The sequence below is a fragment of the Exiguobacterium profundum genome (assembly GCF_001909285.1).
Taxonomy (GTDB): domain Bacteria; phylum Bacillota; class Bacilli; order Exiguobacteriales; family Exiguobacteriaceae; genus Exiguobacterium; species Exiguobacterium profundum.
In genome coordinates this window covers 547,920-570,021 of sequence record NZ_MRSV01000001.1, presented here as the reverse complement: position 1 = coordinate 570,021, position 22,102 = coordinate 547,920, and the positions used below count along the sequence as shown (strand labels likewise).

General features: G+C 47.0%; 39 protein-coding genes. All 39 read right to left on the bottom strand.

Annotated elements, in window-relative coordinates; translation table 11 throughout:
• Positions 1-312: 312 nt before the first annotated feature.
• The 39 genes from BBB58_RS03060 to BBB58_RS02870 all read right to left on the bottom strand — a co-directional run bounded on the left by BBB58_RS03060 (position 313) and on the right by BBB58_RS02870 (position 22,089).
• Entirely contained in the window at positions 313-957 is a 645-nt protein-coding gene (locus BBB58_RS03060) for a KinB-signaling pathway activation protein (RefSeq protein WP_074035368.1), read from the bottom strand.
• A gap of 11 nt (positions 958-968) precedes the next feature.
• Positions 969-2,000: an iron-sulfur carrier protein/transcriptional regulator SalA gene (salA, locus tag BBB58_RS03055; RefSeq protein WP_026824853.1), complete on the bottom strand. Its 1,032-nt coding sequence runs from the start codon at positions 1,998-2,000 to the stop codon at positions 969-971.
• Between the two features lie 134 nt (positions 2,001-2,134).
• Positions 2,135-2,527 carry a 30S ribosomal protein S9 gene (rpsI, locus tag BBB58_RS03050; protein WP_012727644.1) on the bottom strand — a complete coding sequence of 131 codons (393 nt, stop codon included), beginning with the start codon at positions 2,525-2,527 and terminating at the stop codon, positions 2,135-2,137.
• A 25-nt stretch (positions 2,528-2,552) separates the two neighbouring features.
• Positions 2,553-2,990: a 50S ribosomal protein L13 gene (gene rplM / locus BBB58_RS03045; RefSeq protein ID WP_012727645.1), complete on the bottom strand. Its 438-nt coding sequence runs from the start codon at positions 2,988-2,990 to the stop codon at positions 2,553-2,555.
• Between the two features lie 143 nt (positions 2,991-3,133).
• Entirely contained in the window at positions 3,134-3,874 is a 741-nt protein-coding gene (gene truA / locus BBB58_RS03040; protein WP_074035367.1) for a tRNA pseudouridine(38-40) synthase TruA, read from the bottom strand.
• A complete protein-coding gene (locus tag BBB58_RS03035; RefSeq protein WP_074035364.1) occupies positions 3,871-4,662 on the bottom strand; it encodes an energy-coupling factor transporter transmembrane component T family protein in 792 nt (263 codons plus the stop codon). Before BBB58_RS03035 ends, truA begins: the two co-directional genes overlap by 4 nt.
• Positions 4,659-5,537: an energy-coupling factor transporter ATPase gene (locus tag BBB58_RS03030; RefSeq protein WP_074035361.1), complete on the bottom strand. Its 879-nt coding sequence runs from the start codon at positions 5,535-5,537 to the stop codon at positions 4,659-4,661. Before BBB58_RS03030 ends, BBB58_RS03035 begins: the two co-directional genes overlap by 4 nt.
• A complete protein-coding gene (locus tag BBB58_RS03025) occupies positions 5,513-6,349 on the bottom strand; it encodes an energy-coupling factor transporter ATPase (protein ID WP_031421869.1) in 837 nt (278 codons plus the stop codon). The genes BBB58_RS03030 and BBB58_RS03025 overlap by 25 nt, the downstream gene beginning before the upstream one ends.
• Positions 6,350-6,418: 69 nt before the next feature.
• A complete protein-coding gene (gene rplQ / locus BBB58_RS03020) occupies positions 6,419-6,772 on the bottom strand; it encodes a 50S ribosomal protein L17 (protein ID WP_012727650.1) in 354 nt (117 codons plus the stop codon).
• A 24-nt stretch (positions 6,773-6,796) separates the two neighbouring features.
• Positions 6,797-7,741, bottom strand: coding sequence for a DNA-directed RNA polymerase subunit alpha (locus tag BBB58_RS03015; RefSeq protein WP_012727651.1), 945 nt, complete (start codon positions 7,739-7,741; stop codon positions 6,797-6,799).
• Between the two features lie 92 nt (positions 7,742-7,833).
• The gene (rpsK, locus tag BBB58_RS03010) at positions 7,834-8,229 is read right to left on the bottom strand and encodes a 30S ribosomal protein S11 (RefSeq protein ID WP_012727652.1); all 396 of its coding nucleotides are present in this window, start codon (positions 8,227-8,229) and stop codon (positions 7,834-7,836) included.
• 16 nt (positions 8,230-8,245) lie between these two features.
• Positions 8,246-8,611, bottom strand: a complete 366-nt coding sequence (rpsM, locus tag BBB58_RS03005; RefSeq protein ID WP_012727653.1) for a 30S ribosomal protein S13 — start codon at positions 8,609-8,611, stop codon at positions 8,246-8,248.
• Positions 8,612-8,630: 19 nt separating this feature from the next.
• Complete coding sequence (gene rpmJ / locus BBB58_RS03000) at positions 8,631-8,744, bottom strand: 50S ribosomal protein L36 (protein ID WP_003156543.1); 114 nt, start codon at positions 8,742-8,744, stop codon at positions 8,631-8,633.
• Between the two features lie 30 nt (positions 8,745-8,774).
• Positions 8,775-8,993 (bottom strand): translation initiation factor IF-1, encoded by a 219-nt coding sequence (infA, locus tag BBB58_RS02995; RefSeq protein ID WP_021066622.1) that lies wholly within the window; start codon positions 8,991-8,993, stop codon positions 8,775-8,777.
• A 105-nt stretch (positions 8,994-9,098) separates the two neighbouring features.
• A complete protein-coding gene (map, locus tag BBB58_RS02990) occupies positions 9,099-9,857 on the bottom strand; it encodes a type I methionyl aminopeptidase (protein WP_031421863.1) in 759 nt (252 codons plus the stop codon).
• A complete protein-coding gene (locus BBB58_RS02985; protein WP_012727656.1) occupies positions 9,854-10,504 on the bottom strand; it encodes an adenylate kinase in 651 nt (216 codons plus the stop codon). Before BBB58_RS02985 ends, map begins: the two co-directional genes overlap by 4 nt.
• A 79-nt stretch (positions 10,505-10,583) precedes the next feature.
• On the bottom strand, positions 10,584-11,873 hold the full coding sequence (gene secY / locus BBB58_RS02980; protein ID WP_012727657.1) for a preprotein translocase subunit SecY: 1,290 nt from the start codon (positions 11,871-11,873) through the stop codon (positions 10,584-10,586).
• Positions 11,873-12,313, bottom strand: a complete 441-nt coding sequence (gene rplO, locus BBB58_RS02975) for a 50S ribosomal protein L15 (protein ID WP_012727658.1) — start codon at positions 12,311-12,313, stop codon at positions 11,873-11,875. Before rplO ends, secY begins: the two co-directional genes overlap by 1 nt.
• Before the next feature lie 31 nt (positions 12,314-12,344).
• Complete coding sequence (gene rpmD, locus BBB58_RS02970) at positions 12,345-12,530, bottom strand: 50S ribosomal protein L30 (RefSeq protein ID WP_012727659.1); 186 nt, start codon at positions 12,528-12,530, stop codon at positions 12,345-12,347.
• Positions 12,531-12,545: 15 nt separating this feature from the next.
• Positions 12,546-13,046: a 30S ribosomal protein S5 gene (gene rpsE / locus BBB58_RS02965; RefSeq protein WP_012727660.1), complete on the bottom strand. Its 501-nt coding sequence runs from the start codon at positions 13,044-13,046 to the stop codon at positions 12,546-12,548.
• 20 nt (positions 13,047-13,066) lie between these two features.
• Positions 13,067-13,429 carry a 50S ribosomal protein L18 gene (gene rplR / locus BBB58_RS02960; RefSeq protein ID WP_012727661.1) on the bottom strand — a complete coding sequence of 121 codons (363 nt, stop codon included), beginning with the start codon at positions 13,427-13,429 and terminating at the stop codon, positions 13,067-13,069.
• Positions 13,430-13,463: 34 nt separating this feature from the next.
• The gene (rplF, locus tag BBB58_RS02955; protein WP_012727662.1) at positions 13,464-14,003 is read right to left on the bottom strand and encodes a 50S ribosomal protein L6; all 540 of its coding nucleotides are present in this window, start codon (positions 14,001-14,003) and stop codon (positions 13,464-13,466) included.
• Positions 14,004-14,036: 33 nt separating this feature from the next.
• Positions 14,037-14,435 (bottom strand): 30S ribosomal protein S8, encoded by a 399-nt coding sequence (rpsH, locus tag BBB58_RS02950; protein ID WP_026824842.1) that lies wholly within the window; start codon positions 14,433-14,435, stop codon positions 14,037-14,039.
• A gap of 31 nt (positions 14,436-14,466) precedes the next feature.
• Complete coding sequence (rpsN, locus tag BBB58_RS02945) at positions 14,467-14,736, bottom strand: 30S ribosomal protein S14 (RefSeq protein ID WP_012727664.1); 270 nt, start codon at positions 14,734-14,736, stop codon at positions 14,467-14,469.
• A 20-nt stretch (positions 14,737-14,756) separates the two neighbouring features.
• A complete protein-coding gene (rplE, locus tag BBB58_RS02940) occupies positions 14,757-15,296 on the bottom strand; it encodes a 50S ribosomal protein L5 (protein ID WP_074035359.1) in 540 nt (179 codons plus the stop codon).
• 32 nt (positions 15,297-15,328) lie between these two features.
• Positions 15,329-15,637, bottom strand: a complete 309-nt coding sequence (rplX, locus tag BBB58_RS02935) for a 50S ribosomal protein L24 (RefSeq protein WP_012727666.1) — start codon at positions 15,635-15,637, stop codon at positions 15,329-15,331.
• Between the two features lie 36 nt (positions 15,638-15,673).
• On the bottom strand, positions 15,674-16,042 hold the full coding sequence (rplN, locus tag BBB58_RS02930) for a 50S ribosomal protein L14 (RefSeq protein ID WP_012727667.1): 369 nt from the start codon (positions 16,040-16,042) through the stop codon (positions 15,674-15,676).
• 44 nt (positions 16,043-16,086) lie between these two features.
• Positions 16,087-16,347, bottom strand: a complete 261-nt coding sequence (gene rpsQ, locus BBB58_RS02925) for a 30S ribosomal protein S17 (RefSeq protein WP_012727668.1) — start codon at positions 16,345-16,347, stop codon at positions 16,087-16,089.
• Between the two features lie 32 nt (positions 16,348-16,379).
• Positions 16,380-16,583, bottom strand: coding sequence for a 50S ribosomal protein L29 (gene rpmC / locus BBB58_RS02920; RefSeq protein WP_012727669.1), 204 nt, complete (start codon positions 16,581-16,583; stop codon positions 16,380-16,382).
• A complete protein-coding gene (rplP, locus tag BBB58_RS02915; protein ID WP_012727670.1) occupies positions 16,570-17,007 on the bottom strand; it encodes a 50S ribosomal protein L16 in 438 nt (145 codons plus the stop codon). The genes rpmC and rplP overlap by 14 nt, the downstream gene beginning before the upstream one ends.
• 32 nt (positions 17,008-17,039) lie before the next feature.
• A complete protein-coding gene (gene rpsC, locus BBB58_RS02910) occupies positions 17,040-17,699 on the bottom strand; it encodes a 30S ribosomal protein S3 (protein WP_012727671.1) in 660 nt (219 codons plus the stop codon).
• A gap of 13 nt (positions 17,700-17,712) precedes the next feature.
• Complete coding sequence (gene rplV, locus BBB58_RS02905) at positions 17,713-18,045, bottom strand: 50S ribosomal protein L22 (protein ID WP_012727672.1); 333 nt, start codon at positions 18,043-18,045, stop codon at positions 17,713-17,715.
• 20 nt (positions 18,046-18,065) lie between these two features.
• The gene (rpsS, locus tag BBB58_RS02900) at positions 18,066-18,341 is read right to left on the bottom strand and encodes a 30S ribosomal protein S19 (RefSeq protein WP_012727673.1); all 276 of its coding nucleotides are present in this window, start codon (positions 18,339-18,341) and stop codon (positions 18,066-18,068) included.
• Positions 18,342-18,407: 66 nt separating this feature from the next.
• Positions 18,408-19,238 (bottom strand): 50S ribosomal protein L2, encoded by an 831-nt coding sequence (rplB, locus tag BBB58_RS02895; protein ID WP_012727674.1) that lies wholly within the window; start codon positions 19,236-19,238, stop codon positions 18,408-18,410.
• A 34-nt stretch (positions 19,239-19,272) separates the two neighbouring features.
• Complete coding sequence (rplW, locus tag BBB58_RS02890; protein ID WP_012727675.1) at positions 19,273-19,554, bottom strand: 50S ribosomal protein L23; 282 nt, start codon at positions 19,552-19,554, stop codon at positions 19,273-19,275.
• The gene (rplD, locus tag BBB58_RS02885; protein WP_012727676.1) at positions 19,554-20,177 is read right to left on the bottom strand and encodes a 50S ribosomal protein L4; all 624 of its coding nucleotides are present in this window, start codon (positions 20,175-20,177) and stop codon (positions 19,554-19,556) included. The genes rplW and rplD overlap by 1 nt, the downstream gene beginning before the upstream one ends.
• Before the next feature lie 28 nt (positions 20,178-20,205).
• Positions 20,206-20,832, bottom strand: a complete 627-nt coding sequence (gene rplC / locus BBB58_RS02880) for a 50S ribosomal protein L3 (RefSeq protein ID WP_012727677.1) — start codon at positions 20,830-20,832, stop codon at positions 20,206-20,208.
• Positions 20,833-20,893: 61 nt separating this feature from the next.
• Positions 20,894-21,202 (bottom strand): 30S ribosomal protein S10, encoded by a 309-nt coding sequence (gene rpsJ, locus BBB58_RS02875; protein WP_074032438.1) that lies wholly within the window; start codon positions 21,200-21,202, stop codon positions 20,894-20,896.
• 377 nt (positions 21,203-21,579) lie between these two features.
• Positions 21,580-22,089 carry a hypothetical protein gene (locus BBB58_RS02870; protein ID WP_074035356.1) on the bottom strand — a complete coding sequence of 170 codons (510 nt, stop codon included), beginning with the start codon at positions 22,087-22,089 and terminating at the stop codon, positions 21,580-21,582.
• Between the last annotated feature and the right edge of the window lie 13 nt (positions 22,090-22,102).

Here is a 22,102-nt window from a genome sequence, read left to right as displayed (position 1 = left end):
TTCATTCAAAAATTGTAAAACTTTTTTTGCCTCATCGTTCAGTTTTCAAAGACCAATCGTTGTCGTGTTAGCGACTTTTTAATAATAGCGATTTGACTTATTAAAGTCAACCACTTTTTATTATTTTTTTCGCTTCCTGAAGTTTGTTTCGTGAACAATATCAGCGACGTTTATTAATATATCAGCATCCTAAAAAACCGTCAACTATTTTTCTAAAAAAACTTTAATTTTTCTTTGTTTTGTTGAAATGAATAAAAAATGGTTGGCGGATCACCCAAAACACTTCGGATTATCCACACAACCATTTACTTTTTACGATGATTTAGACGACATCTGTTTCTTCGTTTTTTTCTTTCTAACTTCGGGTGAAGCGACTTGAACCGCTTGTCCTGTCTGTTGGAAGCGATGAAGCATTAATACCTGATAAGCGTTCGCAAACACCAATGTGGCTAGTGCCGGCCAGAGCAATGGAATCTCGTCCGTTGTTTGCAGAGCTGGAATCCATTCAATTAACGTAATGACAGTCATTAAGAAAAGTGTCGGGATGAAAGCACTCCTATTTGTTTGTTTCGCCTTACTCGCAGCAACGACCCAAGCGACAATGAGTAACACAAGCATCTCACCGATATAACGCCACATGTGATCATTACCGAATGCGAGCATCCGTAAGTAGACGGCATCAAAAATCGCAAAAGCGATTAGTAACACTTGAACGCGATTCCATAGACGTGGCCCTCTAAACAAGTCGAGTCCGACTCGATGAATAATCAAATAGGCAAAGAAACCCATCATGCTGATTCCCGTCCATGTACTCGAATAACTAAGCGCCGTGACAATTGCCTCCCAGGACTGACTGACCAAATAACCCGGGTTCGCCAATAAATTCATCAGGAACCCGAACAACGTCCCGAATACGAGCGTTGTCCAAAACAAACGTAAAAAACCTTGTACTTTCATCTCTCACCGATTCACCCTTCTATTTGTTTAATGACTGCTTGCGCCAACTCATCATACGTATGCTCGAACGGATGTCCATCCCGATAGACAGAAGGTGCAAAGTCCTCTTCATTGTCGTACGGTTGGCCGAGCGGGATTTGAGCAAGTAGCTTACTCTTCAATGCTTCTGAAAGCTTTTCTCCACCACCGTAACCGAATACGTATTCTTTTTCACCAGTTAGCTTACTTTCGAAATAAGCCATGTTTTCAATGATACCTAATAGTTTGTGGTTCGTTTTGATTGCCATCGCTCCGGCACGAGCCGCAACGAATGCTGCTGTCGCATGAGGTGTCGTGACAATCAATTCCTGACATGATGGGAGCATCGAATGGATATCGAGCGCGACATCCCCCGTTCCCGGCGGTAAGTCGAGCAAGAGATAGTCAAGATCGCCCCACTCGACGTCATTGAAGAAGTTATTTAACATCTTCCCGAGCATCGGTCCACGCCAGATGACCGGCGCATTGTCTTCAACGAAGAATCCCATTGAGATGACTTTTACGCCAAAACGCTCGACTGGAATGATCTTCTCGCCGCGAACAACCGGTCGTTCCTCAATACCAAGCATATCTGGAACACTGAAGCCGTAAATATCCGCATCAATCAACCCGACCTTTTTACCCGCTCGCGCAAGCGCGACAGCCAAGTTGACGGATACTGTCGATTTTCCTACGCCACCCTTACCAGAAGCGATAGCGATAAACGTCGTCCCTGAGTTTTCACGGAGGATTGCCGGTTTCGTCGCCTCTTTCAAACTTTCATCATTCAATGCCTCAAAGCGAAGCCCGACCGTCTTAAAGCCTTTCCCCTTGAGCAACGTGACGATTTCTTGTTGTAACTGAAGCTGTTCCCCGCTCCCTGTTTGTCCGAGTGCCACTTTTACACTGACATAGTCTTCTTTGATTCGAATGTCTTTTACTCCTGCTGTATCTCCAAGCGTTCGGTTGATCGTCGGATCAACAAGCCCCGCCAATTCCTCGCGTACTTGCTCTACTGTAAGCATATTGCTTCCCCCTTCTAACTGTTTCGATATCAGTATATCAAAAAAAGCGTTTTCTTGACGGGTTCGGAATCGACTATTTCAAACAAAAAACTCTCCACCCGAAAGGATGGAGAGTTCGAACCACATCGCGAAGATTAACGCTTCGAGAATTGTGGTGCGCGACGTGCTGCTTTAAGACCGTATTTTTTACGTTCTTTCATACGAGCGTCACGAGTTAAGAAGCCTTTTTCTTTGAGGCTTGGACGGAATTCTGGGTCCGCTTGAAGAAGCGCACGTGATACGCCGTGGCGAATTGCTCCAGCTTGTCCAGTGTATCCACCACCGTTAACGTTAACGATTACATCGTATTTACCTTCTGTTTCAGTCAATACGAGTGGTGATTTAGCCATCATGATCAAAGTCTCATGACCGAAGTATTCTGAGATATCGCGGCCATTTACAACAACTTTACCGTCACCTGCAACGAGGTGAACGCGAGCCACCGAGTGTTTGCGGCGGCCTGTTCCGTAGTAACGTACATCTGCCATCGTTTAGTTCCTCCCTGTGTCTCGATTAACCGCGAAGTTCGTAAACTTCTGGTTTTTGTGCTTCGTGCTTGTGTTCAGCTCCAGCGTAAACGTGGAGTTTGTTGAATTGTTGACGACCGAGTGATCCTTTTGGAAGCATCCCTTTGATCGCGAGTTCAAGCATACGCTCTGGACGTTTTGCGAGAAGCTCTTTTGCAGTTTGTGATTTCAAACCGCCTGGATGACCTGAATGACGGTAGTAGATCTTGTCATTCAATTTGTTACCAGTCAATTTGATTTTCTCAGCGTTGATGATGATGACGTGGTCTCCGCAATCAACGTGTGGTGTGAAAGTCGGCTTGTGCTTACCGCGAAGAAGTGAAGCTACTTCACTAGTCAAACGACCAAGTGTTTTGCCTTCTGCGTCGATAAGGAGCCATTTGCGTTCTACTTCAGATGCTTTAGCCATGAATGTTGTGCGCATGTGGAATACCTCCTAGAAATGTCTGTTCACTTAATTTTTTGATGCTTTATCATAATCCTAGTTTACGGGGCTAAGATTGTGGTTCATCTCTAAATTTGAAAATGAAATGCCAATGAATATAATACGATTTTATAAGGGGAATGTCAATCTACTTTTTCATAATTCACATTCCACAAATACAAACCGTGTGGGGGGGCGGTAATCCCCGCTACGCGGCGGTCCTTCGCCTCTAGCATTTGTGTGATATCTCCGGGCTGATACTTGCCTCTCCCTACCTCGATGACCGTCCCTACCATGATGCGGACTTGGTTGTATAGAAAACCTGATCCAACGAAACGGAATATGATCTCGTCTCCCATCTCGAGCACTTCTGCTTCATAGATGGTACGGACCCGATCTTCGACTTCTGCCTTTGTCACAGAGAACGACGTAAAGTCGTGGGTCCCAATCAACCGCTCCATCGCTTGACGCATCGCCTCAAGGCTCAGCTTATACGTCACGGTCGCAGCATAGTGCCGACGAAACGGATCCTCGGTCTGACGGATATGATAGCGATACTCTTTTCGCTTCGCACCGTAACGTGCGTGGAACGTATCGTCTATTTCTTCCGCCTGTTTAACGAGGATATCGTCTGGTAGCATGGCGTTTAACGCTTTGACGAAGCGCTCAGCGGGCATCTCTAACGACGTGTCAAAGTGAATCACCTGTCCTAAAGCATGGACGCGAGCGTCTGTACGACCTGAGGCGACGATTTTTACCGGATATCGATGCATACGTGCCAAGACAGATTCAATCTCCGCTTGAATGGTATTGCCATTCGGCTGCACTTGATATCCCGCATAATGTGTCCCATCATAGGCGACAATCAGTTTAATTCGTCTCATCCAATCCCTCTCAATCCAAACAAAATGAGCGTCAACGCGATAAAGATGAGTAATACGGCTGTGTCACGCATTTGCCATTCCATTTCACGCAACCTCGTCCGCCCTTCTCCCCCTCGGTAACCACGGGCTTCCATAGCCGTAGCGAGGTCCTCAGCACGCTTAAACGCAGAAATGAACAATGGAATCAAAAGAGGGATAACCCCTTTTAGACGGGATTTCCAAGGTCCACTCATCAAATCGACCCCACGCGCCTGCTGAGCTTTCATGATCCGGTCCGTCTCATCCGCAAGCGTCGGTAGGAAACGGAGTGAAATGGAAAGCATCAACGCAATTTCGTGGGCCGGCACACGAATCCGTTCGAATGGCCGTAGCCCCGCTTCAATCGAATCGGTCAATTCCATCGGTGTCGTCGTCAACGTCACGAGTGTCGTCAACATGACGAGATAAAAGAAGCGAAGCGAGACAATCAGTCCCATTCGAATTCCTTCCGAATAAATCGCAATCGGTCCTAATTCGAATAGAAGTGTGCCGTCTCGATTGAATAACAGTTGTAAGATCAACGTGAAGACGATCAAAAATAAGATCATGCGAAGACCATTCCATAAATAGCGCCACGATAACTGTGACAGTTTGACCGCAAACAACGTGAACGCGAGTAAAAATAAATTCGTCCATAAGTTGTCAGCTAAAAAAACAACTGGGATGAACCCTAAAATGAAGAGCGTCTTGGCACGCGCATCAAGGGAATGAAGCCATGAATGTCCGGGTATATATTGACCGATAATCATGTCGCTCCCCCTTTCAGCCGTTCCGCCACCCAATCCGCCAGCTCGCCCTCGGTTCGTACGAGCGGGATGGACGTTTCTCCAAGAACCGGTGCCATGTCACGAGCGAATCGTAAGACGTGCGGGATGTCGAGCTGGAGACGTCGCACCAGTACCTCGTCTTGGAACAATTCAAACGGGTCCCCATCAAACGCCACCTGGCCACGCTCCATCACGATGACGCGCTCCGCATAGGCGAGTACATCATCCATGTCATGCGAGACAAGGATCAACGTAAGGTTCAACTCTTCTCGTAAACGTTTGAATAAGGCGAGCATGTCTCGTCTCCCAATTGGGTCGAGACCCGCTGTCGGTTCATCGACAATGAGCACATCAGGCCGGCTCGCTAAAACACCTGCAATCGCGACACGGCGCATCTGCCCTCCTGAAAGATCAAACGGCGAACGGTCCCATAACGTTTCATCCAAGCCGACGAGACGAAGGGCCTCGTGGGCTCGCTCTTTCGCTTCGGCATCTGTCGCGCCAAAGTTGCGCGGACCGAACATGACGTCGCGTTCGACCGTCTCTTCAAACAATTGGTGCTCTGGATATTGAAAGACGAGCCCAACGCGACGCCGAAGCGGCAAAAGATTCTGTTTCTTGTCACGGCGCGTCCGAATCGGGGTGACAATGATATCATCGACCACCACACGTCCGTCAGTCGGGCGCAATAAGCCGTTCATATGTTGAACGAGTGTCGATTTCCCTGAGCCAGTATGCCCAAGAAACGCAACAAGCGCTCCCGACGGAATGGTTACATTCACATCGCGCAGCGCGGTTCGTTCAAACGGAGTATTCATTTGGTATTGATATGTTACTTCTTCAATGCGTATCGGCATAGATGGTTCACCAACTCCGAATGTTGTAGCATCAGACGATCGAGTGGAATGCCACGTGCCTTCAGTTCGAGTTGCATCCGAACGATAAACGGGACATCTAGTTGAATGTCACGAAGCGTATCTGGATGTTGAAACACGTCTTCAGGTGTGCCGGTCATCGCAATCTTGCCTTTCGACAATGCAATGATACGGTCAGCAAACAACACTTCGTCGAGCTCGTGTGTAATGGCGACAACGGTCATCCCTTCCGAGACGAGCTGTCGTACCGTTTGTAATACCTCTTGTCGCCCAATCGGGTCGAGCATGGAGGTCGCTTCATCGAGCACGAGGACACGCGGGCGCATTGCGAGAGCCGCAGCTATCGCAACGCGCTGCTTTTGTCCACCGGATAACTGATGCGGTTCACGGTCCGCTAGTTCCGATAATCCAACGCGCGCTAGACTGTCATCAATTCGACGAACCATTTCTTGACGTGGAAGTCCCATGTTTTCGAGAGAAAATGCCACATCATCGCGCACGGTCGCCCCGACAAATTGATTGTCGGGATTTTGAAAGACGACCCCGATTCGCGTTCGAACGTCCCACACGTCTGCGGCGTTCGACGGATCGAGTGTCTCGACGCGAACTTCCCCCTGTTCAGGAATGAGAAGTCCGTTCCACAACTTCGTCAGTGTCGACTTGCCAGAACCATTATGGCCGACAATCGCAAGCCATTCCCCTTTATATACATCGAGCGATAGGCCGTTAAGCGCCGGCTCAGACTGTCCAGGGTAATGAAATACGACATCCCGTACCATAATTTGTGATTCCATAGGTCGACTCCTTTCTGATGTGGAAACAGGGCAATACGTCACCGCATGCCCTGTTGACTGCCTAATGAATTAGACGAGTTCGATGATTACAACTTCTGCACCATCACCGCGGCGTGGGCCGACTTTCATGATGCGCGTGTATCCACCTTGACGTTCAGCGTAGCGTGGTGCCACGTCTTCGAACAATTTTTGGATTGCGTCTTTTTCTCCAGCGTTCTCCTTGCGAACGAATGAAGCTACTTGACGACGGGCATGAAGATCGCCACGTTTCCCAAGAGTGATCAATTTTTCAACGACTGGGCGAAGTTCTTTCGCTTTTTGTTCAGTTGTTTGAATGCGCTCGTTGATGATTAGGTCAGTTGCAAGATCACGCAAAAGCGCCTTGCGTTGCGAGCTTGTACGGCCAAGTTTCGAATAAGCCATTACATTTCCCTCCTTCGGTTGAACTTAGTCTTCTTTACGCAAGCCCAAACCGAGTTCGTCCAACTTGTGTTGAACTTCTTCGAGTGATTTACGTCCGAGGTTACGAACTTTCATCATCTCTTCCTCTGATTTGTTTGCGAGTTCTTGAACAGTGTTGATGCCAGCGCGCTTCAAGCAGTTGTACGAACGAACTGAGAGATCGAGTTCTTCAATCGTCATTTCGAGTACTTTTTCTTTTTGGTCTTCTTCTTTCTCGACCATAATTTCTGCGTTGAGAGCCTCATCTGTCAAACCAACGAAGATGTTCAAGTGTTCAGTCAAAATTTTAGCCCCTAATGATACAGCTTCTTCCGGACGAATTGAACCATCTGTCCACACGTCTAACAAAAGCTTATCGAAGCTAGCGTCTTGACCGACACGTGTTTTATCTACTTCGTAGTTCACGCGTTGAATCGGTGTATAGATCGAATCGATTGGAATGACCCCAATCGGCATATCATCACGTTTGTTATCTTCTGCCTGGACGTAACCACGACCACGGCGAGCAGTCAAACGCATGCGAAGCGTCGCATTGTCAGCGAGAGTCGCGATGTGGAGCTCAGGATTCAAGATTTCAACGTCGCTATCATGGGTAATGTCTGCCGCAGTGACAGCACCGGCACTTGAAACGTTAATCTCAAGCGTTTTCTCTTCTTCCGAGTACACTTTGAGTGCCAACTTCTTGAGGTTGAGTACGATTTGAGTGACGTCTTCGACAACACCGTCAATCGTAGAGAACTCGTGAAGCACGCCATCGATTTGAACCGCTGTTACCGCTGCACCTGGGAGCGATGACAATAGAATTCGACGTAGTGAGTTACCGAGAGTAGTGCCATATCCACGTTCAAGCGGTTCTACTACGAATTTACCAAACGTAGCGTCCTCGCTGATTTCGACCGTTTCGATCTTTGGTTTTTCAATCTCGATCATCTGAACCCCTCCTTGAGTATATCCTGCCGTGCAGTTTGAGCTGCTAAAGTATAAGCTGTCGTGCTAGGTAAACCCCTCACACGCTCAAGCGATTATACGCGGCGACGTTTTGGAGGGCGGCAACCGTTGTGCGGAACTGGAGTTACGTCACGGATTGCAGTAACTTCGAGACCAGTAGCTTGGAGCGCACGGATAGCCGCTTCACGTCCAGCACCAGGACCTTTAACGTTAACTTCTACTGTACGCATACCGTTGTCCATTGCAACTTTCGCTGCAGTTTCAGCAGCCATTTGCGCTGCGAACGGAGTCGATTTACGTGATCCTTTAAATCCAAGGTTACCAGAAGTAGCCCATGAGATCGCGTTACCTTGCGTATCAGTGATTGTGATAATTGTGTTGTTGAATGTAGAACGGATGTGTACCACACCGACTTCAACATGTTTTTTAACTTTACGTTTAGAACGTACGTTTTGCTTACGTTTCGCCATTGTTCAATTCCCTCCTTTACTTCTTCTTGTTCGCTACTGTACGGCGTGGGCCTTTACGAGTACGCGAGTTGTTCTTCGTGTTTTGACCGCGAACAGGGAGACTACGGCGATGACGGATACCGCGGTATGCGCCGATCTCGATCAAACGTTTGATGTTAAGTGAAACTTCACGACGAAGGTCACCTTCAACTTTGATTCCGTCAATTGCTTCACGGATACGGTTGAGTTCATCTTCAGTAAGGTCGCGTGTGCGTGTCTCTTCAGATACGTTAGCAGCCTTCAAAATTTCTTGTGCTTTTGTTTTACCAATACCATAGATGTATGTGAGCGAAATAACGATACGTTTTTCGCGTGGAATATCTACACCAGCAATACGTGCCATGTGTGCACCTCCTCTGAAATTAACCTTGTTTTTGTTTGTGTTTCGGGTTTTCGCAAATTACCATTACTTTACCCTTACGGCGAATAACTTTACATTTTTCGCAAATCGGTTTTACCGACGGTCTTACTTTCATGAGTATACCCTCCTCCTGGAAAAATCGGAGTTACTTATAACGGTACGTAATCCGCCCGCGAGTCAAGTCGTATGGAGACAACTCAACAGTTACGCGGTCACCTGGAAGGATCCGAATGTAGTGCATCCGAATTTTCCCTGAGACGTGCGCGAGCACCGTGTGGCCGTTTTCTAACTCCACTTTAAACATTGCGTTCGGAAGTGGTTCGACAACAGTGCCTTCCACTTCAATGACATCTTGTTTCGCCATCATTTATTCCCCTTTCTATATGAAAATCTTTAGGAGCACAGACGATCTATTGCCATCTACTGTGAGAGAAGGATCCAGAACGGATCAGTATGAAACAATAGAGCCTCATTCACCGGAATCGAGTTTCGTTAAAATCTCGTATCCATCGTCTGTGATGGCGATGGTGTGCTCAAAGTGGGCGCACATGCTACCGTCCACGGTGACAACTGTCCAGTTATCAGCCAGTGTTCGAACATAGCGTTGACCAGCATTAACCATTGGTTCAATGGCTAACGTCATCCCAGTCTTCAGGCGTGGCCCTTTCCCCGGTGGACCATAGTGTGGAATTTGCGGTTCTTCGTGCAAATTTTGTCCAACACCATGACCGACGTATTCGCGGACGACAGAAAAGTCATGTGATTCGACATATGCTTGAATCGCATGGGAAATATCTGTCAATCGCCCTCCAGCCTTGGCGTGCTCCAATCCTTTATACAGACTTTCTTCGGTTACGTCAAGTAGCCGCTGTGTCTCTTCTGTGATTGTTCCCACTGGATAAGTCCAAGCGGAATCTCCATGGTATCCATTATAGTAGGCACCGATATCGATTGAGATAATATCTCCATCTTTCAATACCCGTTTTCCTGGAATGCCATGAACAAGCTCTTCGTTCACCGAAGCGCAAACACTACCGGTAAAACCGTTATAGCCTTTGAACGATGGCGTCGCACCTTGGCTGCGAATGTAATCTTCCGCAATCCGGTCGAGCTCAAGCGTCGTGATTCCTGGTTTAATGTGCTGTTTGAGCACCTGGTGCGTTCGAGCAACAATTTGCCCAGCCTCACGCATAATCGCAATTTCACGAGGCGTCTTCGTGATGATCATTCAGTATCACCGAGTAATGCTTTGACATCGGCATATACGACATCGATTGGACGATCTCCATCCAATGTACGAAGATACCCTTTTTCAGCGTAAAAGTCAATGAGTGGTTTCGATTGCTCGATGTTGACGTCAAGGCGACGGCGAACCGTTTCCTCTTTATCGTCTTCACGTTGCATGAGTGCCGACCCATCCACATCACAGATGCCTTCCACTTTTGGTGGGTTGAAGATCACGTGATATGTCGCACCACACGTTGGGCAGATCCAACGACCTGTCAAGCGTGGAACGAGAATTTCCGCATCCACATCGATGTTGACGACGTGGTCAATCTGTTTCCCCAAATCTTTAAGCAAACTTTCGAGTGCCTCTGCTTGAGCAACAGTACGCGGGAATCCATCGAGTAAGAAACCTTTTTCTGTGTCATCTTGGCTAAGACGTTCACGTACGATTCCGATTGTTACCTCGTCCGGTACGAGTTCACCTTTATCCATGAATGACTTGGCTTCTTTACCGAGTGGCGTTCCGCCTTTGATTGCCGCACGAAACATGTCGCCTGTCGAAATGTGAGGGATTTGGTACTCTTCTACGATTTTAGCAGCTTGAGTCCCTTTCCCAGCACCCGGTAAGCCCATGAGTACTAGATTCATCTCGGTTAGCCTCCAGTTTTGATTTTCACGAAGGGCTTGTAAACACGACAGGAAGGAAGGGTCAACCCTTCCTTCCGCTTTAACGGATAAAGCCTTTATAGTGTCGTTTTACAAGTTGACTTTCGATTTGTTTCATCGTTTCGAGGGCTACCCCGATGACGATCAACAAGCTCGTTCCTCCGATTTGAACGGAAGTTGGAAGACCGGCAAGCTTAATGAAGATTGTCGGCATGATCGCCACGAGCGATAAGAAGATCGCTCCGAAGAAAGTCAATCGATACAGCAACTTCGTGATGTACTGTTCTGTTTGCGCCCCAGGACGAATCCCAGGAATATAACCACCTTGCTTCTGCAGGTTTTCTGCCATTTGCTCAGGGTTGACCTGAATAAATGTATAGAAGTAGGCAAACGCAATGATTAACGCAACGTAAATCGACATTCCGATTGGCGCCGTCGTGTCAAAGTACGTCTGTAATTTTTGCGTTGTCTCCGGCGAAGCAATGAAGCTTGCAACAGTTGGTGGTGTTACCATGAAGGAAATCGCGAAGATAACCGGGATAACACCTGCTGCGTTTAGTTTGATTGGCAAGTGCGTTGACTGACCGCCCACTGGGGTACGGTTCGCCGTGCGTTTTGCATATTGGATTGGAATTTTGCGTGCCGCTTGTTGAACATAAATGATCCCAACCGTCACAGCCAAAATAACAAGTGCCAATACAACCAAGTAAACGATATTAATGAACAATGCATCTCCAGCGTTTTGGAGTTTTGTTTCATAAATCTGCGTGAAGATTCTTGGGAACCCGGCGACGATACCGGCGAAGATAATGATGGAAATACCATTCCCAACACCTTTCTCCGTTGTCATTTCACCAAGGAACATCAAGAACGCTGTACCCGCAGTGAGTACAATCGCGATCACAAAGTAAGTTGCCGTTCCCCACGTCTCATTGACGAGACCTGGGTAGAGGCGGTTAAATCCAAACGACAGTGAAGTCGCTTGGACAAAGCCTAAGATGATCGTCCCATAGCGCGTGACCGTCGCTAACTTTTTACGGCCCGCCTCTCCTTGTTTAGCCCATTCGGCAAACTTTGGAACGACGTCCATTTGTAAAAGTTGCACAACGATCGATGCCGTAATGTACGGCATGATCCCCATTGCGAACAAGGAGAAGTTCTGTAAAGCATTTCCTCCAAACAAGTTCAAGAAGTCAAGAAGACCTCCTGAGTCAAAACGCAACACATCCGTATTCACCATCGGCACCGGGATATGAGCCCCGATGCGGAAAATGATGATGATTGCGAGTGTGAAGAGAATACGCTGTCGAATATCTTTCACGCGCCACATATTGGAGATCGTCTGAAACATCAGATCACCTCAACTGTACCGCCAGCTGCTTCGATTGCTTCTTTCGCTGCACCCGAGAACTTGTTGGCTTTTACAGTCAATTTAGTTTCAAGCTTGCCGTTAGCAAGGACCTTGATTCCGTCTTTAGCAGAGCTGACAACACCAGTCTCGATTAAGAGTTCTGGAGTAACTTCAGTACCTGCTTCGAAACGGTTAAGCGTGTCTAGGGAAACAACCGCGTACTCTTTACGAGTTGGGTTGTTGAAACCGCGTTTTGGAAGACGACGGTAAAGTGGGTTTTGTCCACCTTCAAATCCTGGACGAACGCCACCGCCCGAACGAGCTTTTTGACCTTTGTGTCCACGACCAGAAGTTTTACCGTTACCAGTCGCCATACCGCGACCGACACGGTTACGTTCGTGACGTGAACCTGGAGTTGGCTTCAATTCATGGAGTTTCATAGTGGCACCTCCTTATTTATTAAAATCTTTATTATTCGTTGATTTCTTTTACAGTCACAAGGTGCGACACTTTATTGATCATACCGCGCATCGCGACGTTGTCTGGGACAACGACCGTTTGATGCATTTTGCGAAGACCGAGTGTACGTACAGTAACACGCTGACCTTCCGGACGACCAATTGTGCTGCGTGTGAGGGTGATTGCGAGTTTCGCCATGTCTAGTTCCCTCCCTTAGTTAAGAAGTTCTTCTACGCTTTTACCACGTAGTTTAGCAACTTCCTCTGCTTTTTTGAGCTCAGTCAAGCCCTGTACCGTCGCACGGACGATGTTGATCGGTGTGTTTGAACCTAGCGATTTCGAAAGGATGTCACCTACACCTGCAAGTTCGAGCACCGCACGAACTGGACCACCAGCGATAACCCCAGTACCTTCAGAAGCTGGTTTCATGAATACACGACCTGCTCCGAATACTCCTGTGATTTCGTGTGGAATTGTTGTACCAACCATAGGTACTTGTACCATGTTTTTCTTAGCGGCTTCAATAGCCTTGCGAATCGCTTCTGGCACCTCTTGTGCCTTACCTGTACCGAAACCGACGTGACCATTTTTGTCACCTACGACTACGAGAGCAGCAAAACGGAAGCGGCGGCCACCTTTTACGACTTTCGCGACGCGGTTTACGGTAACAACGCGTTCTTCAAGTTGTTCCATGTTAACGTCTAACTGGCGCATCGAGTGTCCCCTCCTTTTTATTAGAATTTAAGACCTGCTTCACGAGCTGCTTCTGCAACAGCTTTGACGCGGCCATGATAGAGGTATCCACCACGGTCGAACACAACTGTGTCGATACCTTTCTCGAGTGCACGTTCTGCAGCAAGTTTACCAACAGCTTTCGCTGCTTCAACGTTACCGCCATTTGTAAGATCGAGAGCTTTATCTTTCGAAGATGCAGACACAAGCGTTGTTTGTGCCGCGTCATCGATAAGTTGAACGTAAATGTGCTTGCTCGAACGGAATACGTTCAAACGTGGACGAGCTGCTGTCCCCGTGATCGTACGACGTACGCGAGCATGACGTTTTTTACGAACTGCATTTTTATCTGCCTTTGTGATCATTTATGCCACTCCTTTCCGTTCATTTCGTGACGAATTACTTACCAGTCTTACCTTCTTTACGGCGAATACGTTCATCAGAGTAACGAACACCTTTACCTTTGTAAGGTTCTGGAGCACGGTACGAGCGGATTTGAGCAGCAACGTGACCGACGCGCTCTTTGTTAATCCCTTTTACGATGATTTGCGTGTTTGAAGGAACTTCGATTTCGATACCTTCCTCAGCAACGTACTCGATTGGGTGCGAGTAGCCGAGGTTGAGGACGAGTTTGTTACCTTGCTTCGTAGCACGGTAACCAACCCCCGAGATCTCAAGTGTTTTTTGGAATCCGTTCGACACACCTTGTACCATGTTGGCAATAAGGGCACGTGTCGTACCGTGAATTGTACGGCTTTCTTTCGATTCGTCTGGACGAACAACCGTCAATTCGTTCTCTTCAACTTTGATTTCCAATGCCGGGTTAGCTGAAAGCGAAAGTTCACCTTTAGCACCTTTTACTGTGACCGTGTTGTCATTAGCAACTGTTACAGTAACGCCAGCAGGAATCGTAACTGGTTTTTTACCAATACGTGACATTGATTACACCTCCGTTCTTGTTAGAAAAGTGACTTACCAGATGTAGGCGAGCACTTCGCCGCCGACTTGTTGTTGGCGAGCTTCTTTATCAGTCATAAGACCTTTAGATGTCGAAAGAACTGCGATCCCGAGTCCTCCGAGTACTTTAGGTACTTCATCAGCTTTTGCGTATACGCGAAGACCTGGTTTCGAAATACGTTTGAGACCAGTGATTACACGTTCGTTGCTTGCTCCATATTTAAGGAAAAGACGAAGTGTACCTTGTTTAGCGTCCTCGATATATTCAACATCGCGAATGAAACCTTCACGCTTAAGGATTTCAGCGATCTCACGTTTAATGTTCGAAGCTGGAAGCTCCATTTTTTCATGGCGAACCATGTTAGCGTTACGGATACGTGTAAGCATATCTGCAATAGGGTCTGTCATTACCATGCGATGTACCTCCTTTCACACTGTTAGTGGATTACCAGCTTGCTTTTTTAACACCAGGGATTTGACCTTTGTATGCAAGATCACGGAACTTGATACGGCTGATCCCGAATTTACCCATGTAACCATGCGGACGACCTGTGATGCTGCAACGGTTGTGCAAGCGTACAGGTGACGAGTTACGTGGCAATTTGCTGAGTCCGATATAATCGCCTTCAGCTTTCAACTTCGCACGCTTTTCAGCGTACTGGGCAACGAGTTTCTCGCGTTTAAGTTCGCGATTCACCATTGACTTTTTAGCCATGTTGTCGACCTCCCTCTAGATTATTTTTGGAATGGCATACCGAGAAGTGTGAGCAATTCACGTGCTTCTTCGTCTGTGTTTGCTGTTGTAACAACAACGATGTCCATACCGCGTACTTTAGATACTTTATCGTAATCGATCTCAGGGAAAATAAGTTGCTCTTTCACGCCAAGCGTGTAGTTACCGCGTCCGTCGAATGCTTTCTTCGATACACCGCGGAAGTCACGTACACGTGGAAGTGAAACAGTTACCAATTTGTCGAGGAAATCGTACATGCGCTCGCCACGAAGTGTAACCTTCGCACCGATTGGCATACCTTCACGAAGTTTGAAACCAGCGATTGATTTCTTCGCTTTCGTTACGAGTGGTTTTTGACCTGAAAGAATTGTTAATTCTTCAACTGCCATATCAAGTGCTTTCGAGTTCGAAACAGCGTCACCTACACCCATGTTGATGACAATCTTTTCGACTTTCGGTACTTGCATGACCGAGTCATAGTTGAATTTATCCATCATCGCTTTCACGATGTCGCTTTTATACTTCTCTTGCAAACGGTTCATAGTCGAATGGACCTCCTTTCGTCACGTTCTTCTTATTTATCGAGTGATTCGCCCGATTTCGCGACACGAACTTTTTTACCATCGACTACTTTGAAACCAACACGAGTTGGTTTGCCAGTTTTAGGGTCGAGTGGCATTACGTTCGAGACGTGAATTGGTGCTTCGATCTCAAGGATCCCGCCTTGTGGATTCGCTTGTGAAGGTTTCGCGTGTTTTTTCATCACGTTTACGCCTTCAACCACTACGCGGTTTTTGCTTGGCATAGCTTTGAGGATAACCCCTTGCTTGCCTTTATCTTTACCAGACATTACCTGGACTGTATCGCCTTTTTTAACATGCATCGTTTGCGCACCTCCTTATAGGATTGAAATTGGAAATTAAAGTACTTCCGGTGCCAACGAAACGATCTTCATGAATTCTTTTTCACGAAGTTCACGTGCAACTGGCCCGAAGATCCGTGTGCCGCGTGGGCTCTTGTCATCTTTGATAATGACTGCTGCGTTCTCATCGAAACGGATGTACGAACCATCTTTACGACGAGCGCCGCGTTTTGTACGAACGACAACTGCTCTGACAACGTCACCTTTTTTAACAACGCCACCTGGTGTTGCTTGTTTTACCGTTGCGACGATGATGTCACCGATGTTTGCAGTCTTACGACCAGAACCACCGAGGACTTTAATTGTCAACAGTTCACGCGCGCCAGAGTTGTCTGCTACTTTCAAGCGAGATTCTTGTTGAATCATGCGAGTGTACCTCCCTCCGGATGTTTAATAAATCCGAACTGTTATTAGATGATTACTGATTCTTCTACTACTGTTACAAGACGGAAACGTTTGTCTTTAGAAAGAGGACGTGTTTCCGCGATGCGAACGATATCGCCCACTTTAGCGACGTTGTTCTCATCGTGTGCTTTATATTTCTTCGTGTAGTTTACACGTTTGCCATAAAGTTTATGACGAACCTTTGTTTCTACTGCGACGACGATCGTTTTGTCCATTTTGTCAGACACGACGCGACCAGTGAACACTTTACGGTTGTTGCGTTCCATGAGTGTTACCTCCTCTCAAGAATCCGATGTAATTAGCCGTTGTTGATGCCGAGTTCGCGTTCACGAAGAATCGTTTTAGCACGCGCAATCGACTTGCGTACTTCACGGATACGAGCAGGATTCTCAAGCTGACCTGTAGCAAGTTGGAAGCGAAGGTTAAAGAGTTCTTCTTTCCACTCGCCCACTTTACCGTTGAGCTCTTCAGTTGTTGATTGACGGAGATCAGTTGCTTTCATTCGTATCACCACCATTTTCTTCACGTTTCACGAACTTACATTTTACTGGAAGTTTGTGCGATGCAAGACGAAGTGCCTCACGTGCCACTTCCTCAGATACACCTGCGATTTCGAACATTACTTTGCCAGGCTTAACTACAGCTACCCAGCCTTCTGGAGCACCTTTACCCGAACCCATTCGGACTTCGAGAGGCTTTTTAGTGTACGGCTTGTGTGGGAAGATCTTGATCCACACTTTACCACCACGTTTCATATAACGTGTCATTGCAATACGTGCTGATTCGATTTGACGGTTTGTAATCCAGCTCGCTTCGAGAGCTTGGAGACCGAACTCACCGAAGTGTACAGTTGTGCCGCGTTTAGCGTTCCCGCGCATTTTACCACGGTGTACACGACGATATTTCACGCGTTTAGGTAACAACATAGTGTGTTGCCTCCTTCCTGAAAGAGTGTTTATTATTCAGCGTTTTTCGCTGTGTTGTTTTTTGTTGGAAGAACTTCACCGTGGTATAACCAAACTTTTACGCCGATTTTACCGTAAGTTGTGTCAGCTTCAGCTGTTCCGTAGTCGATGTCGGCACGGAGTGTGTGAAGTGGAACTGTTCCTTCCGAGTACTTCTCTGAACGAGCGATATCAGCGCCACCAAGACGACCAGAAACTTCTGTTTTGATCCCTTTGATGCCAGTACGCATCGAACGTTGAATAGATTGTTTCATTGCACGACGGAATGATACGCGACCTTCCAATTGACGAGCAATGTTTTCTGCTACAAGCTTCGCAACAGCGTCAGCGTTTTTCACTTCAACAACGTTGATGTGAACGCGTTTTCCGTCAGCGATTTTTGTAATGTGTTTACGGAGTGATTCGATTTCAGAACCACCTTTACCGATTACCATACCTGGCTTCGCAGTGTGAAGCGAAATGTTCACGCGGTTTGCAGCGCGTTCGATTTCAACTTTAGAAACACTAGCATCCTTCATTTTGTTTTCGATGTATTCACGAATAACGAAGTCTTCATGAAGGAGATCAGCGTAGTCTTTCTCAGCGTACCAACGCGAATCCCAGTCTTTGATAACACCAACGCGAAGACCGTGCGGATTTACCTTTTGACCCACTACATATCCCTCCTTATTTCTCAGTTACCACGATGTGGATGTGGCTTGTGCGTTTGTTAATACGGCTTGCGCGACCCATCGCACGTGGGCGGAAGCGTTTGAGTGTTGGACCTTCGTTTACGTAAGCTTCTGTTACAACGAGGTTCTCAATGTTCATATCGTAGTTGTGCTCTGCGTTAGCAATCGCTGATTTTAATACTTTTTCAACGACTGGCGATGCTGCCTTGTTCGTGTGAGCAAGGACAGAGAGCGCTTCGCCGACTTGTTTCCCGCGAATTAAGTCTACAACGAGACGTGCTTTGCGAGGAGCAAGACGGACCATATTAGCTGATGCTTTAGCTTGCATGGATTTGACCTCCCCTCAAATTACCGTTTCGTTTTCTTGTCTGATCCGTGACCTTTGTACGTGCGTGTTGGAGCGAATTCACCAAGTTTGTGACCAACCATGTCTTCTGTCACGAATACTGGTACGTGTTTACGACCATCGTGCACACCGAACGTGTGACCCATGAATTCTGGGAAGATCGTCGAGCGACGTGACCAAGTTTTGATGACTTGCTTCTCACCAGATTCGTTGAGTTTGTCAACTTTAGCGAGTAAGTGGTGATCTGCGAATGGACCTTTTTTCAAGCTGCGACCCATGTTAGAACCTCCCTTTGGAATGATTCGGGAACGGCCCTTTCGAACCGCCCGAGAATCATGTAGTAATTATTTCTTACGGCGACGAAGGATGTACATGTCGCTCGATTTGTTTTTCTTACGAGTCTTAAGACCAAGAGCTGGTTTACCCCAAGGAGTAAGTGGGCCCGAACGACCGATTGGCGCACGACCTTCACCACCACCGTGTGGGTGATCAACCGGGTTCATTACAGAACCACGTACTGTTGGGCGTTTGCCTAACCAACGTGAACGTCCTGCTTTACCGATGTTTACGAGTTCGTGTTCTTCGTTACCAACTGAACCGATTGTCGCGCGGCAAGTGCCGAGGAACAAGCGTGATTCACCTGATTGAAGACGAACGATGACGTACTTGCCGTCACGTCCTTGGATTTGTGCCGATGCACCAGCCGCACGAACTAGCTGACCGCCTTTACCAGGCTTAAGCTCGATGTTGTGGATTGTTGTACCGACAGGGATGTTTACGAGTGGAAGAGCGTTCCCCACTTTGATATCCGCTTCAGGACCAGACATGATTTCCATGCCTACTTTGATGCCCTTAGGAGCGAGGATGTAACGTTTCTCACCATCTACATAGTTGATGAGTGCGATGTTTGCTGAACGGTTTGGATCGTATTCGATCGTTGCTACGCGTCCTGCAACGCCATCTTTGTTACGTTTGAAATCGATGATACGGTATTTACGCTTGTGACCGCCACCTTGGTGACGAACAGTCAAGCGACCTTGGTTGTTACGTCCGCCTTTTTTCGAAAGCTTTTCAGTTAACGATTTTTCAGGGCGATTCGTTGTGATCTCTGCAAAGTCGAGAGATGTCATGTTACGACGACCGTTAGTGGTCGGCTTAAACTTTTTGATTGCCATCGAGGATTCCCTCCTTTTCTTCTAAGGTAGTTAATTAACCGAGGAAGTCGATTGTGTTGCCTTCAGCAAGGGTTACGATCGCTTTTTTACGACGAGCTGTGTAACCAGAGTGACGACCGACACGTTTCGCTTTCGGTTTGTAGTTCATTGTGTTTACCGAAGCAACTTTCACGTTGAAGATTGTTTCGATAGCGTGTTTCACTTGCGATTTAGTCGCTTTTACGTCGATTTCGAAAACGTATTTGTTAGCTTCCATGAGGCTAACTGAACGCTCAGTGATGATCGGACGTTTGATGATATCGTATGCTTGAGCCATTATGCAAGCACCTCCTCTACCTTCGCAACCGCATCTTTAGTGAAGATGACTTTGTCGTTAGCAACGAGGTCAAGAACGTTTACGCCTGCTGCGTCGATCACAGTCACTCCTGGGATGTTACGAGCTGCGAGAGCGATAGTCTCATTGTAGTCCGCTGTGACTACAAGAGCCTTACGTTCTACTGATAAGCTGTTGAGTACAGCAGCCATATCTTTTGTTTTTGGTGCATCGAAAGCAAGGCCTTCGAGGACGATGATTTCGTTGTTTTGTACTTTCGACGAAAGAGCCGAGAGAAGTGCTAAACGACGAACCTTCTTAGGAAGTTTGTAAGAGTATGAACGTGGTGTTGGACCGAAGACTGTACCACCACCAACCCATTGTGGTGAGCGGATAGAACCTTGGCGCGCACGACCAGTTCCCTTTTGTTTCCATGGTTTACGGCCGCCACCGCGTACTTCCGAGCGACCTTTCGTATCGTGAGTACCTTGACGGCGTGATGCTTGTTGCATGACGATTGCGTCGTAAAGTACTGATTCGTTTGGCTCGATTCCGAAGATGGCTTCTGCCAATTCGATTTCGCCAACTTGTGAACCTGTTTGGTTAAGCAAAGCTACTTTAGGCATTCGTAATTCCTCCTTTCCGTGCAGTTAATTAGTTACCTTTGACCGCTGATTTGATGATGACGTTCGATTTACGAGCGCCTGGGATAGCACCTTTCACGAGGAGAAGGCCACGTTCCACATCAACTTTAACGACTTCAAGGTTTTGAATTGTTTTACGCTCTCCACCCATTTGACCAGGAAGAAGTTTCCCTTTAAATACGCGGTTAGGAGCGACAGGACCCATCGAACCAGGACGACGGTGGTAGCGCGAACCGTGAGCCATTGGTCCACGTGATTGTCCGTGACGCTTGATCGCACCTTGGAATCCTTTACCTTTCGATGTACCTGTTACGTCTACTAATTCACCTGCAGCGAAAATGTCTGCCTTAATCTCTTGACCGATTTCGTATCCTTCTACTGAAGTACGAACTTCTTTGATGAAGCGCTTAGGTGTCGCGTTTGCTTTCGCAGCGTGACCTTTTGATGGTTTGTTTTGACGTGATTCTTTGATGTCTCCGAAACCAAGTTGAACTGCTTCGTAACCGTCTGTGTCAACTGTTTTAAGTTGAAGAACGACGTTACCTTCTACAGCAACTACTGTTACTGGTACAACTTCGCCTGCTTCGTTGAAGATTTGAGTCATACCAAGTTTTGTTCCTAAGATTCCTTTAGCCATGAGATACACCTCCTGTTAATAATTAATTGTCTCTTCTGGCTAGTATCTACTATATGAAGAATTAAAGTTTGATTTCGATGTCTACACCTGATGGTAACTCGAGACGCATAAGCGAATCGACTGTTTTCGGTGTTGGGTTTACGATGTCGATCAAGCGTTTGTGTGTACGCATTTCGAACTGCTCACGAGCATCTTTATACTTGTGAACCGCACGAAGAATCGTGTAAACCGATTTTTCAGTTGGGAGCGGGATTGGACCCGATACCTTTGCACCTGAACGCTTCGCAGTGTCAACGATCTTCTCAGCTGATTGATCGAGAACGCGATGGTCATATGCTTTTAAACGAATACGAATTTTTTCATTTGCCATGTTTGTTTCCCTCCTTTGTCGCCTACTTTAAAAATAGACAATTCTCCGCGGAAATTTCCACACCGGCCATGGCAATGCTGCCTGGCGTGTCATAACCTCCCGCTTCAACGCAGCGTGCTTGTGTCAGCAGAGGCATCCGATCATTGCAAATCAACGATTGGACCCGTTTTCTGCTGTAAAGTCTCTCACCACTCGCACAAACACTTAATCATTATATCTAATCTGGTCATGGAATGCAAGATTAGATTTTTGAAGTTGCTGATTGTCTGATGAGTTGCTCAACGTTCCCTAATGTAACAAGATTCGCGAGCTTTTGCAAGCAAAAATTCATTCTTTTATTGAACTATTTTTTAAACGAACTCCCATGTCAACTCGACCTAGCGTTCCATCACCTCTCCAAAACGCTCTGTCACCCCTTCTATGACCGATTGTGGCGCTCGTTTTAAACAGTCTTGAACAATTCCTTCATTAACACTGTGCGTCTTGAAATAGCGGAGCAATGACGCTAATTTATCCTCTCGTCCGATGACCGTGTAAAGGACGACCCACTCTTCTAGGTGCATCCATTGTCCATCTGGTTCAATGAAAGGATGCGTATAGATTCCGTCGGTACACTTCATTCGGAAACTAGACATGACGTCCACATCTGTTCCCTCGAATATATACTCTCCAAAGTAGGTCGTTACGTATGCGTCGTGAGGGTCTGATGATTTCTTCTCCCCGGCGCGACTGAGTACGCGATCCATTTTTTCAAACTGGTCCGGTTCAACAAAAACATCGATGTCATTCGTTACCTCGACGATGCCATGATGCTTTAACAGCTCAGAACCGCCAATGCGATACGCAATCCCATTCAAGCGACAAATGGTCTCTAGTTGCTTCAACATGACGCCACTCCTT

Excerpts from the sequence above, each read along its gene's own strand:
- BBB58_RS03060 (WP_074035368.1), bottom strand. The coding sequence starts at position 957 with ATGAAAGTACAAGGTTTTTTACGTTTGTTTTGGACAACGCTCGTATTC.
- salA (WP_026824853.1), bottom strand. The coding sequence starts at position 2,000 with ATGCTTACAGTAGAGCAAGTACGCGAGGAATTGGCGGGGCTTGTTGAT.
- rpsI (WP_012727644.1), bottom strand. The coding sequence starts at position 2,527 with ATGGCAGATGTACGTTACTACGGAACAGGCCGCCGCAAACACTCGGTG.
- rplM (WP_012727645.1), bottom strand. The coding sequence starts at position 2,990 with ATGCGCACAACATTCATGGCTAAAGCATCTGAAGTAGAACGCAAATGG.
- truA (WP_074035367.1), bottom strand. The coding sequence starts at position 3,874 with ATGAGACGAATTAAACTGATTGTCGCCTATGATGGGACACATTATGCG.
- BBB58_RS03035 (WP_074035364.1), bottom strand. The coding sequence starts at position 4,662 with ATGATTATCGGTCAATATATACCCGGACATTCATGGCTTCATTCCCTT.
- BBB58_RS03030 (WP_074035361.1), bottom strand. The coding sequence starts at position 5,537 with ATGCCGATACGCATTGAAGAAGTAACATATCAATACCAAATGAATACT.
- BBB58_RS03025 (WP_031421869.1), bottom strand. The coding sequence starts at position 6,349 with ATGGAATCACAAATTATGGTACGGGATGTCGTATTTCATTACCCTGGA.
- rplQ (WP_012727650.1), bottom strand. The coding sequence starts at position 6,772 with ATGGCTTATTCGAAACTTGGCCGTACAAGCTCGCAACGCAAGGCGCTT.
- BBB58_RS03015 (WP_012727651.1), bottom strand. The coding sequence starts at position 7,741 with ATGATCGAGATTGAAAAACCAAAGATCGAAACGGTCGAAATCAGCGAG.
- rpsK (WP_012727652.1), bottom strand. The coding sequence starts at position 8,229 with ATGGCGAAACGTAAGCAAAACGTACGTTCTAAACGTAAAGTTAAAAAA.
- rpsM (WP_012727653.1), bottom strand. The coding sequence starts at position 8,611 with ATGGCACGTATTGCTGGTGTAGATATTCCACGCGAAAAACGTATCGTT.
- rpmJ (WP_003156543.1), bottom strand. The coding sequence starts at position 8,744 with ATGAAAGTAAGACCGTCGGTAAAACCGATTTGCGAAAAATGTAAAGTT.
- infA (WP_021066622.1), bottom strand. The coding sequence starts at position 8,993 with ATGGCGAAACAAGATGTCATTGAAGTGGAAGGCACTGTTGTCGAACCA.
- map (WP_031421863.1), bottom strand. The coding sequence starts at position 9,857 with ATGATCATCACGAAGACGCCTCGTGAAATTGCGATTATGCGTGAGGCT.
- BBB58_RS02985 (WP_012727656.1), bottom strand. The coding sequence starts at position 10,504 with ATGAATCTAGTACTCATGGGCTTACCGGGTGCTGGGAAAGGGACTCAA.
- secY (WP_012727657.1), bottom strand. The coding sequence starts at position 11,873 with ATGTTTCAGACGATCTCCAATATGTGGCGCGTGAAAGATATTCGACAG.
- rplO (WP_012727658.1), bottom strand. The coding sequence starts at position 12,313 with ATGAAACTCCATGAATTGAAGCCAACTCCAGGTTCACGTCACGAACGT.
- rpmD (WP_012727659.1), bottom strand. The coding sequence starts at position 12,530 with ATGGCGAAACTCGCAATCACCCTCACACGCAGCACAATTGGTCGTCCG.
- rpsE (WP_012727660.1), bottom strand. The coding sequence starts at position 13,046 with ATGCGCCAGTTAGACGTTAACATGGAACAACTTGAAGAACGCGTTGTT.
- rplR (WP_012727661.1), bottom strand. The coding sequence starts at position 13,429 with ATGATCACAAAGGCAGATAAAAATGCAGTTCGTAAAAAACGTCATGCT.
- rplF (WP_012727662.1), bottom strand. The coding sequence starts at position 14,003 with ATGTCACGTATTGGTAAAAAACCAGTTACGATTCCTGCTGGCGTTACT.
- rpsH (WP_026824842.1), bottom strand. The coding sequence starts at position 14,435 with ATGGTAATGACAGACCCTATTGCAGATATGCTTACACGTATCCGTAAC.
- rpsN (WP_012727664.1), bottom strand. The coding sequence starts at position 14,736 with ATGGCTAAAAAGTCAATGGTGAATCGCGAACTTAAACGCGAGAAACTC.
- rplE (WP_074035359.1), bottom strand. The coding sequence starts at position 15,296 with ATGAACCGTTTGCAAGAGAAGTATAAAAGCGACATCGTGAAAGCGATG.
- rplX (WP_012727666.1), bottom strand. The coding sequence starts at position 15,637 with ATGCATGTTAAAAAAGGCGATACAGTCCAGGTAATGTCTGGTAAAGAT.
- rplN (WP_012727667.1), bottom strand. The coding sequence starts at position 16,042 with ATGATTCAACAAGAATCTCGCTTGAAAGTAGCAGACAACTCTGGCGCG.
- rpsQ (WP_012727668.1), bottom strand. The coding sequence starts at position 16,347 with ATGGAACGCAACAACCGTAAAGTGTTCACTGGTCGCGTCGTGTCTGAC.
- rpmC (WP_012727669.1), bottom strand. The coding sequence starts at position 16,583 with ATGAAAGCAACTGATCTCCGTCAATCAACAACTGAAGAGCTCAACGGT.
- rplP (WP_012727670.1), bottom strand. The coding sequence starts at position 17,007 with ATGTTGTTACCTAAACGCGTGAAATATCGTCGTGTACACCGTGGTAAA.
- rplV (WP_012727672.1), bottom strand. The coding sequence starts at position 18,045 with ATGCAAGCTAAAGCATCAGCTAATATGGTCCGTCTTGCTCCTCGCAAA.
- rpsS (WP_012727673.1), bottom strand. The coding sequence starts at position 18,341 with ATGGGTCGCAGCTTGAAAAAAGGTCCATTCGCAGATCACCACTTACTC.
- rplB (WP_012727674.1), bottom strand. The coding sequence starts at position 19,238 with ATGGCAATCAAAAAGTTTAAGCCGACCACTAACGGTCGTCGTAACATG.
- rplW (WP_012727675.1), bottom strand. The coding sequence starts at position 19,554 with ATGGCTCAAGCATACGATATCATCAAACGTCCGATCATCACTGAGCGT.
- rplD (WP_012727676.1), bottom strand. The coding sequence starts at position 20,177 with ATGCCTAAAGTAGCTTTGCTTAACCAAACAGGTTCACAAGTTGGCGAA.
- rplC (WP_012727677.1), bottom strand. The coding sequence starts at position 20,832 with ATGGCTAAAGGAATCTTAGGAACAAAACTTGGTATGACTCAAATCTTC.
- rpsJ (WP_074032438.1), bottom strand. The coding sequence starts at position 21,202 with ATGGCAAATGAAAAAATTCGTATTCGTTTAAAAGCATATGACCATCGC.
- BBB58_RS02870 (WP_074035356.1), bottom strand. The coding sequence starts at position 22,089 with ATGTTGAAGCAACTAGAGACCATTTGTCGCTTGAATGGGATTGCGTAT.